Origin of the sequence: uncultured Nostoc sp. (genome assembly GCF_964245575.1) — a bacterium.
Taxonomy (GTDB): Bacteria; Cyanobacteriota; Cyanobacteriia; order Cyanobacteriales; family Nostocaceae; genus Nostoc.
The window spans coordinates 1-7,880 of record NZ_CAXTNP010000317.1 but is presented as its reverse complement, the minus strand read 5'-3'; the positions used below and the strand labels follow the sequence as shown (position 1 = coordinate 7,880).

Here is a 7,880-nt window from a genome sequence, read left to right as displayed (position 1 = left end):
GGACTGGGGAACTCGGGGCCCCCACGGAGTGGGGATTAGGGGCATGGGGACTGGGAAGAAGGAATAAAGGTGTACTGAGTTTTTTCACGCAATCAAATATGAGTCCTATAGTATATTTTTCATGCTTCAGTAGCAATAATTCTCCGAAAGACAGCGAATAAATCTGTCGTCCTGATTTGGTATGAATTATCAATAAAATGATTCTTAACCTTTGATTGACTTAAAGATAGATCCAGAGATTCGTCTTCTTCGATACAATTTATAGGTAGAGAGAGCCGAGGAGAAACAAAGTGGTCTTATTAAAAGGCTTTGAGATAGAGATATACACTGGCACGCCTCAAGGTGAAATCGTCGGCCTCTCCGACAAAATTGTTGCGGATTTGGATGGATTTATGCGGGAGCCAGATAGCCGCAACGTGGAATATATAACTCAACCATCCCCTAATTACGAGAATTTATTGTGTGCTTTGCTGCGTCCAAGGCGGGTGTTGCGAAACTACCTCAATCGTTTGGGCGATTATACCTTGATACCGGGGAGTACTTTATCTTTAAGTGGGAGCGATCGCTTTCTCCGTTCCGATCCAGCAAACCTTTATCATGACTACATTGAGAATACCTACGGCACAAAAGTAGTCACCGCCAGCGTCCACATCAATGTAGGCATAAGTGACCCAGAAGTATTAATGCGGGCCTGTCGGGTGATCCGTATGGAAGCACCTTTATTTCTCGCCCTCAGCGCCTCATCTCCCTTCCTGGATGGCAAAGCTACTGGCTATCACTCCACCCGTTGGGGCGTATTTCCGCAAACGCCTAGCCATGTGCCGTTATTTGCCAGCCATGCCGATCATATTCAGTGGGTGGAAGATCAACTCCTTGCAGGAACCATGCAAAACGTGCGGCATTTGTGGGTATCAGTGCGACCAAATGGCGATCGCCGTCCGTATGATTTAAATCGCCTAGAATTGCGAATTTGCGATTTAGTCACAGATCCCATTGCCTTGCTAGCCATTACTGCCTTATTAGAAGCGCGTTTGTTGCAAATAATCGAAAATCCCAGTATCGATCCGTTAACTCAAAGTACCTTCTCTGGCGAAGAACTCGTCAGCCTGACTGCTGACAACGAAGCTGCTGCTGCTACTAGTAGTCTCGATGCTCAGTTGAGGCATTGGCAAGATGGCAGAAGCATCGTAGCCAGAGATTGGATTGCTCAAATGTACCAAGATGTTTGGGCGATCGCTAAACAACGAGGCTTTAGTTGTTTCCTTTCCCCTTTGCACAAAATTCTCCACGAAGGCAATGAAGCTCAACAGTGGTTGCAATTACACGCAGTCGGTTTTGACAGCCAGTGCGTCATCACCCAGGCTATTGTCGCCACCCAAGAACGCGAAATCGAACTTGAAGACAAATTGTGTTCGTCCCAACTGGCTTAACTCAAGGGGCATTGGGCATGGGGAAGACGCAGAGGGGAAAGAGCTAATTTTTTATTCCCCCCCTTGCCCCATGCCCTCTGCTTCTTTATCTCCCCCTACTCCCTACAATATAATCTCCACTGCCTACTCCCCAGTCCCTGCCACATCTACTGTCTTCAGACAAATGGTAGATTTTTTGGGAGATACTACTTGCACTAAAAGATACAAATACTTAGTTTTTATACATAAAACTTTATATATACTGATTTTGACCAAATATCCTCTCAGGCATTGCTCTGGGAGGGTTTACGCTTCGTTTTAAAAATCTAATTGATGGAGGATGCTTGATTATTATTAATAAAACCTATCAATCGCCTCTACCCTTTGGTAGATTTAACATTAACAATAATTTTTTTATACAATACGTAAATTATACAGTCAATGCCCCAGGTAGTTTTAGTTAACCCACAAATCCCTCCTAATACAGGTAATATTGCCCGTACTTGTGCAGCTACGGGTACAGAGTTGCATTTAGTGGGGCCTTTGGGATTTGAAATTAGCGATCGCTACCTCAAAAGAGCAGGCTTGGATTACTGGCCTTATGTCAACTTGCACTACCACGAATCGCTAAAAGCCTTTAAAACCGTACATCAGCAGCGTGGAGGCAGATGCTTAGGTTTTACTGTCGGTGGAAATTGTAATTATGTCAGCTTTCAGTTTCAACCTGATGATTGGCTGCTGTTTGGTAGTGAAACTACGGGCTTACCACCAGCAATTCTGTCAGATTGCGATGCTACTCTGTATATTCCCATGAGCCAACCGGGGGTTCGCAGCTTGAATCTCTCAGTAAGTGTGGCAATTAGCTTATTTGAAACCCATCGTCAGTTAGGGTATTTACAATAGTTGTTTACCTTTATAATTATAAGTAAATATACTTATAATATTCTCATATATCTATTAGACGAACGATTTGTGGCAGCAAAAATTTTGTTTATTACTGCAATAATATGTAAAACAAGATACCTAAAATTGGGTTTTTTCCGAAATTGTAGTGGAAGATACTTACAAGGATAGGAAGGTTATTATAAGAAATTTGTATATAAAACTTGGGATATTGCCAAAATTGAATGATAGATTTTGATGAATCTGAAACATCTTAAATTGGGGAACAAAAGGGCTAAACGCCAGTCATATTAGACATTTAAGCCGTTTTAGTTAGAGCAACGTTAGAAAGCAGCCCTAAAGTAGCCGATAGATCATACGGTTGTTTTTTAGGGAATAATCAACGTAAAGTCTCGTGTTGAGAAGACTGATTGGGTAGAAATATCTTGAAGATATCTACAGTGGGGGGCATCACTTTTCCAGAAGTCGCAGCAATTTAATTCTCGGCAGCGACTATGGACTTGGCAAATAGTTTGTCCAGTCCCCGCAATTGACGCAAGACAATGGCGGACAATGGTAAAGAGTAAAACGTCCTAAGTGGTGTGAGGAGTGGTTCGGACAAGTAAACACAGCAAAATTTAAGTTTTGCTAACACGTGTGAACTTGTTTAAATCAGAGAAGCAGGTTAATCTTGCGTAAGCATCTCTGGTGAGTGTGATCTTGATCTATCATTTGTTGTGATCTAAATCATTGACTAGTATCCAACTGAAAAATCGAGGTCAGTTAAGCGCTAGTGATCATAGGAGGTCGTCTTTGAAACGAGCATTGAAAAAGAGAGTAAAAGCTGTGTTGAACAATAACCCCAGCAGCGATGATGCCCCGGTAGAACTGCTAAATGTGATAAATCCAAAAGTTAACCGCCGGGTGCGGACAAAAGCCGCCATGATTGGCTTGGCAATCTCTATGGGAGCAACCAGCCTTTTGGTGACTCGACAAAGCGATCAAGCCCAAGCAGCAGTGCCTGTAGGTAGCCAAAAGGCAACTTCAACGATTCCTGCTGTTCCTGACACTGAGGTGAAATTCGCCTCCACAAAGCTGGAGTCCCAAGCAGTCTCATCAGCGAGCGTGCCGGAAAATCCTGTAATCGTGGAACCAACGGCAGTCTCACAAGTGCCTGGGCTTGAAGCTAAATGGCAAGTCGCGGCAAATGGAATGTCTTTGCAAGTTCCTCCATCAGAAAGATTTTCCCAAGGAACAGCAGTTTATAAAAATTCCACCTACCTGAAGCCCCAAGTGGCACAGGGATTAAACAATACCTTAGCTGAGACTAGTTTTCCAACAGTCAATAATCTGTCTGAGTCTAGTGCTAATGGTGTTGGTATTAGAAATGCATCACTAACTGCCCAGCCACAAACAGTGGCAACGTCAACCGCAGCCAACAGTGAAATAAATGCACAACTTAAGGCGCAACAAGAGTTCGCACTGAATCGCTTACAAGAAAAATCGAACCGTTTAAGAAATAGTCTGGCACAGTTGCGGTCTGGGGAGACTAAAGATTTATCACAAGCTGATATGGGGTTGGCGCAGCCGACGACTGTAGTTGAGAAAACTATATTAGCTCAGTCGGACACTTCTGGCGATGCAAGCAAAGCAAACTTGATATCGAAGTTAAAACAGAAGACACATACGAGCGCACTGACACCAGCTAAACCAACAGTTATTGCGTCCTCGACTCGAACAGCCTACGAAGTTAAGCCTGGAGATACATTAGCAGCGATCGCCAGCAGATATAACACTTCCGTATCAGAACTAGTCAAGGCAAATAACCTCAATAATCCAAATGAACTGAAAATTAGTCAACAACTAATTATTCCTGCTGTTCAAATTGAGGCAACTGTAGCAAGTAACCCCACTGTAGCGAGTACTACTTTTGTAGAGTCCAGCAAAACTCCTCATGTTGCCAACTCCCCTATAAACATTGGTAATGCCAACTCATATCTACCTAGTTCACAATCACCAACTATTGCCGACAACAGTAACATTACCGTCCCTACACCGGTAACTGTTCAGATTCAGGCAAATAGTGCGACCGACTTAGAAACAGCCCCCACTCCTGCTACTTCTTATGGCGTCGGTGGTGAAAATCAAGTGCCACAAACTTTTGCCGAAATGCAACAGTTTAAAGCACGAACAAATAGGGTAGCAAGGGGAAGCAATAACAATAATGACCGTTTGCGGAGCTTACAAGCGGAAATTCAGAGGTTACAGCAGAAATATCGCACTCAACAGTCTGGGAACTCAGTTGTGTCAACAGCAGCTACCGAAACTAATCATGCTGCGATCCTCACTCCTATTTCTACCCCTAAGAATTTCACTGTACCCAATGTGGCTCAACCGAATAGTGTAGCAATCCAAATTCCAGTTCCTACACCAATTCGGAGTAACTATAGCGTTCAGCCAGTTAAGCCTCAATTCCGCACTTCTGTCCGCCCTAGCGAGGCAGTAAACCCAGAGTTCTTACCTAATCTAGGTTCTCCTAGTAAGTGGACTCCCTCTGGCACTCCAGCAGCCGTAAAGGTTGCAACACCTTCTGGAAGAGTAAATGCTTCTGATTCTTTAGGAATGATGCGGGGAAGAACTGTTTCTCCACAGGTAATGCCACCTTTGGCAGCAGTCGATCAATATCTGCCCAGACCCATTGACGAACTAACGCCTCCTCCATCATCTTCTTCAACCATAGCTTACACCTGGCCAGCCAAGGGCACTCTCACTTCTGGCTTTGGTATGCGTTGGGGAAGACCGCATAAGGGAATTGATATTGCTAACTCCACTGGCACACCAGTTGTTGCTTCAGCTGAAGGGACGATAGAAAAAGCTGGCTGGAACAACGGTGGCTACGGCAACCTCGTTGAAATCCGCCATCCTGATGGCAGCACGACTCGTTATGCTCATAACAGCAAAATTCTGGTACAACCTGGTCAGCAGGTGCATCAAGGAGAAACAATTGCTTTAATGGGTACTACTGGTCACAGCACTGGCCCACACAGCCATTTTGAAATTCACCCAGGAGGTAAGGATGCTGTTAACCCAATAGCCTTCCTACCGCAACGCGTGTAATTCTTGTTTATCTGTAACCAAACCATTGCCTTGTTAGTTGAGGGAGATAAACTCCCTCTTTTGCTTTCTATTACCTCAACAGGGATAAAAGCTGTAAAAAAATTGCAAAAGGCGCTAGTCTTAAGCAAATTTGTATGCTATACTAATAGGTGATTTGAAGATATATGGCTCAGTAGCTCAGTTGGTTAGAGCACGGGACTCATAAGCCTGGGGTCGTTGGTTCAACTCCGACCTGAGCCACTTTAAAAGAAGAATATAGGGGTTTCAGCTTCTAGTTATCAGTAGCACTAGGGAGCGGAATTGTTATATCAGGCAATAAACGCAATATTTTTTAAAGTATATCTATTATGCTAGCTATTTCAATTAGTCCAGTTCTTAACTCTTGAGCTTCCTTTTCAGTGGTTATAGGCCCATTATCATTTACATCTTCAACTTCTAAAATAGCTTTCTTAGTTTTGATTCTTAACTTCAGACTGTGAAAGGTAGTATGATTTTCTTGCTTTTTCTCCCAGACAATGAAGAAGTTTGGTCTACCTGGAACCATATCTTGCACATTACTGTATAAATAATCAATCTTTGATTTATATACCTTTATACCAAAATATCCTCTACCTCCAGCTCCAGGATTCTTGGTTACACATTGGAACAATTGATAAGTGCCATTATCTACAAATTCTATAGAGCCATCTGCTATAGCTATTGCTCTATAGTTAGCTGGAATAGATATTTTTATTCCCATATTAGTTAAGGTTACTGTCCTTTTAATCTCAGAAGCAGTCTCTTCATCAAAAGCGCATATAGTTGGTTTTGCTTGGGCTAATACTGGACAGGCTACTATGCAAGCCAAGGTCACGGGTAATAAAATTTTACTAAGTCTCATTTTTATCTAAGCCTACTGAATTTAGTTTTCCCTTATTGGAGATCTAAAACATAATCCTCAATTTTTAGACAATATATTTATTCCCCCAAATAGAAGGACACCTGTAGTAGCCCCAACTATTAATCCTCTTTGTATTTGATCTGAAAAAGTTTTATTTTTATCAATCGCAGTAAAGTTCATACTGCAATTATCCAAACTTCCTGTTATGAGGTTAGCTTTAACTTCTTATGCATGGAAGAGAAGGGAGAGTAATAATACCTATTATGATGAAGAGGAGAGTGCAGATTATTTAATGGATATGGCTGCTGAGGTTAATATAAAGGGTTTTAAACAAGAACATTACCACAATGTTTACATACTGTAGCTTCTTTTATTACAGTTTCTGCACAGTAAGGGCATTTTTTATAAATTCCTTTGTTAATCATTGAATCTTCTGTTTATTTTAAAAGAAGAGCATGAGGTAAAGCAAAAATAAACATTAGATGCCCATACATCCACCAATTATAAAAATTTCTTCCTTTGTTATATGCTATCAAGGCATGAATTAATCCTATTAACCAAGCAAATATTACAACAAAAAGTGACTCCCACTTATCAGTTGAACCATAAAAAATACTTGTGTTAGCTACTGCAATAGCTAGTAACAGCCAATAATTAGCTTTACATAGCATTTCATCAGTGCCTTTTTCTAAAGCATTAAGAATTCCTTCATTAAAAGGATAACCTATTCTATTATTAAAATAATGTATTATAGGAATAATTAGTAAAGGAATGCATATAAAAGAAAAACCTAAAAATCCTAGTTGTGCTTGTAATGTCATAAATTTATAGATTAAAATACAAAAAAACTTTAATTAATTTAACTTTTACTAAGCGCTTTTTTATTAATTAAATCACTAATTTTTTTACATGAACCTAAAAGTAACCCTATACTAAACCCATGAGCTATACCATTACTAAAACCAATTAATAGTAATATTCCTATTATACTTAGTACAATTGCCCCTATAATTGATAGCAACTTATTGGATGATTGAGCTTTTGTATTCTCTACTGTATTAGGAATTTGCTCCTGAAATGGTATTGAACTTTGCTTAACTATATCCTGACGATATTGGTGGGATAACACTGAGGAGTCATAAGTTGTCTTAACTAATTGTTTCTCCATATCTGAAAGTATTGAAGAAAGATAGCCAAATGCCCTATTTTCATGAATTTTTGATTTTTATAAAGGACTAAGTTGCACTACAGTAAACCTATCCATCTTCTTTCCAAATAAATTTTTTGTTCTATCAATAGATAAGCTAATGCTGTAATTTCTAAGAGTATTTAAAATCCCATTAACCCATTCTTCTACTTCGTTAAAATACATTGCACCATCTTCATCTACTCTAATGCTTATAGGGGACATAGATGCTACTCTAGCAAAGTTAATTAATCCTTTAATATCATCTTCATCAGAATTCAGTACTGTAGGAAAATTTATTGGGAGAACCCATTGATCATTACTGTATACTCGCGCTAGGTCTTTAGGAACCCAATACCATTCCACAGAATCTTCATCAAGAAGAGCATTAAGATAGGAATTATAT

Annotated in this window: 8 protein-coding genes and 1 tRNA gene; 4 read left to right on the top strand and 5 right to left on the bottom strand. The window is 40.5% G+C overall.

The window, feature by feature from the left end; translation table 11 throughout:
• Positions 1–290: 290 nt before the first annotated feature.
• The 4 genes from gshA (at position 291) to ACFFAP_RS32730 (ending at position 5,648) form a co-directional block, all read left to right on the top strand.
• Positions 291–1,430: a glutamate--cysteine ligase gene (gshA, locus tag ACFFAP_RS32745; protein WP_375515123.1), complete on the top strand. Its 1,140-nt coding sequence runs from the start codon at positions 291–293 to the stop codon at positions 1,428–1,430.
• A gap of 420 nt (positions 1,431–1,850) precedes the next feature.
• A complete protein-coding gene (locus ACFFAP_RS32740) occupies positions 1,851–2,312 on the top strand; it encodes a tRNA (cytidine(34)-2'-O)-methyltransferase (protein WP_375515122.1) in 462 nt (153 codons plus the stop codon).
• A gap of 792 nt (positions 2,313–3,104) precedes the next feature.
• Entirely contained in the window at positions 3,105–5,408 is a 2,304-nt protein-coding gene (locus ACFFAP_RS32735) for a peptidoglycan DD-metalloendopeptidase family protein (RefSeq protein WP_375515121.1), read from the top strand.
• A gap of 166 nt (positions 5,409–5,574) precedes the next feature.
• Positions 5,575–5,648: transfer RNA gene (locus tag ACFFAP_RS32730), tRNA-Met, on the top strand.
• A 91-nt stretch (positions 5,649–5,739) separates the two neighbouring features.
• Here ACFFAP_RS32730 and ACFFAP_RS32725 read toward each other — a convergent pair.
• From ACFFAP_RS32725 to ACFFAP_RS32705, 5 genes are all read right to left on the bottom strand, one after another.
• The gene (locus ACFFAP_RS32725; RefSeq protein WP_375515120.1) at positions 5,740–6,288 is read right to left on the bottom strand and encodes a hypothetical protein; all 549 of its coding nucleotides are present in this window, start codon (positions 6,286–6,288) and stop codon (positions 5,740–5,742) included.
• A gap of 326 nt (positions 6,289–6,614) precedes the next feature.
• Positions 6,615–6,713 carry a zinc ribbon domain-containing protein gene (locus ACFFAP_RS32720; RefSeq protein WP_375515119.1) on the bottom strand — a complete coding sequence of 33 codons (99 nt, stop codon included), beginning with the start codon at positions 6,711–6,713 and terminating at the stop codon, positions 6,615–6,617.
• 12 nt (positions 6,714–6,725) lie between these two features.
• On the bottom strand, positions 6,726–7,109 hold the full coding sequence (locus ACFFAP_RS32715) for a hypothetical protein (protein WP_375515118.1): 384 nt from the start codon (positions 7,107–7,109) through the stop codon (positions 6,726–6,728).
• A 38-nt stretch (positions 7,110–7,147) separates the two neighbouring features.
• A complete protein-coding gene (locus ACFFAP_RS32710) occupies positions 7,148–7,456 on the bottom strand; it encodes a hypothetical protein (RefSeq protein WP_375515117.1) in 309 nt (102 codons plus the stop codon).
• A gap of 57 nt (positions 7,457–7,513) precedes the next feature.
• Positions 7,514–7,880, bottom strand: a 367-nt coding sequence (locus ACFFAP_RS32705) for a hypothetical protein (protein ID WP_375515116.1), incomplete at its 5' end; no start/stop codon positions are given.